The sequence below is a fragment of the Mycobacterium sp. pUA109 genome (assembly GCF_041287095.1).
Taxonomy (GTDB): domain Bacteria; phylum Actinomycetota; class Actinomycetes; order Mycobacteriales; family Mycobacteriaceae; genus Mycobacterium.
Genome location: NZ_JBGGKS010000058.1, coordinates 1 through 1,153, shown reverse-complemented (window position 1 = coordinate 1,153; position 1,153 = coordinate 1). Strand labels below are relative to the sequence as shown.

The 1,153-nt window shown below is 71.1% G+C and carries 1 protein-coding gene; it reads left to right on the top strand.

The window, feature by feature from the left end; translation table 11 throughout:
- The first annotated feature begins 155 nt into the window (after positions 1-155).
- Positions 156-1,037, top strand: a complete 882-nt coding sequence (locus ACAG26_RS27650) for a hypothetical protein (RefSeq protein ID WP_370486268.1) — start codon at positions 156-158, stop codon at positions 1,035-1,037.
- Positions 1,038-1,153: the final 116 nt, after the last annotated feature.

The window sequence follows — 1,153 nt, the reverse complement described above, 5'->3', positions numbered from 1 at the left end:
AGACGAGGACCGGGGCACAGCCCCCCAACCCCTTGACAAAAACCCCTTACGAAGGTGTCCCCGGCCGACACGCCGAGCGTGTCGCCGGATCCACGCACGCTCGTCATCCACAGGGGTGACTACCGGCGCGGCCGCGACGGCGGCACGATGCGCCGATGGATGTGGACGCGCTGCTGGCCGAACAGGGTGGCGTGGCGACCACCGGGCAACTCGTTGCCCGGCTGGGCCGCGCGGCGTTCGAGACGGGGGTTGCCCGTGGGGAACTCGTCTACGTGTGGACCGGCATCTACGCGAAGACCGATCCCGACCCGCTGATCCGGCTGCGCGGGCTGGATCTGCGGGCCGGCGAGCCCGTCGCGATCTGCCTGGGAACCGCCGCCGCCGCTTACGGATTCGACACCGAAGAGGTGGTGGATCTGCAGGTGCTGAACCCCGTCGGGCATCAGCTGCGAGACTCCGACGGGCTGCGGGTGCACCGCCGGGAGGGTGCGCCGTTGACCACTGTCGACGGTCGGCTGGCCACCGAACCGGGTTGGACGGCCGTGGAAGTCGCCCGCGGGCTGCGCCGACCGCGGGCCTTGGCCACCCTGGATGCCGCGTTGCGCAGCACCACCTGTGATCGACGGCAGCTGCGCGCCGCGGCCGCCCGCCAGGCCGGCCGACGTGGCATCGTGCACGTCCGCGAACTGATCCCGCTGGCCGCCGCCGAAGCCGAGTCGCCGATGGAAAGCGAGGCCCGGCTGGCGATGCACGACGGCGGGCTGCCGCCGCCGGTGCTGCAGTACGAGATCGTCGACCGCAGCGGGCGGACCTGGCGGGTGGACTTCGCCTGGCCCGACCGCCGGGTGGCCGTCGAGTACGAGGGATTCGACTGGCACAGCAGCCCCGAAGCGCTGCGCCACGACCGGCAAAAACGTGAGGCGCTGCGCGAGGTCGGGTGGACGCCGATGGCGATCGTCGCCGACGACGTGCGGCGCCGGCCCTGGGAGATGGTGCGTCGGATCGACACCCAGTTATGCCGGGCGCGGGCGGCGTGAGCGTGCGCAAATCCGGTGATTAGCCCGGCGTGTCGGTCGGGGACACCTTCGTAAGGGGTTTTTGTCAAGGGGTTGGGGGGCTGTGCCCCGGTCCTCGTCTCTACGTAGTTCGTCAA

Excerpts from the sequence above, each read along its gene's own strand:
- ACAG26_RS27650 (WP_370486268.1), top strand. The coding sequence starts at position 156 with ATGGATGTGGACGCGCTGCTGGCCGAACAGGGTGGCGTGGCGACCACC.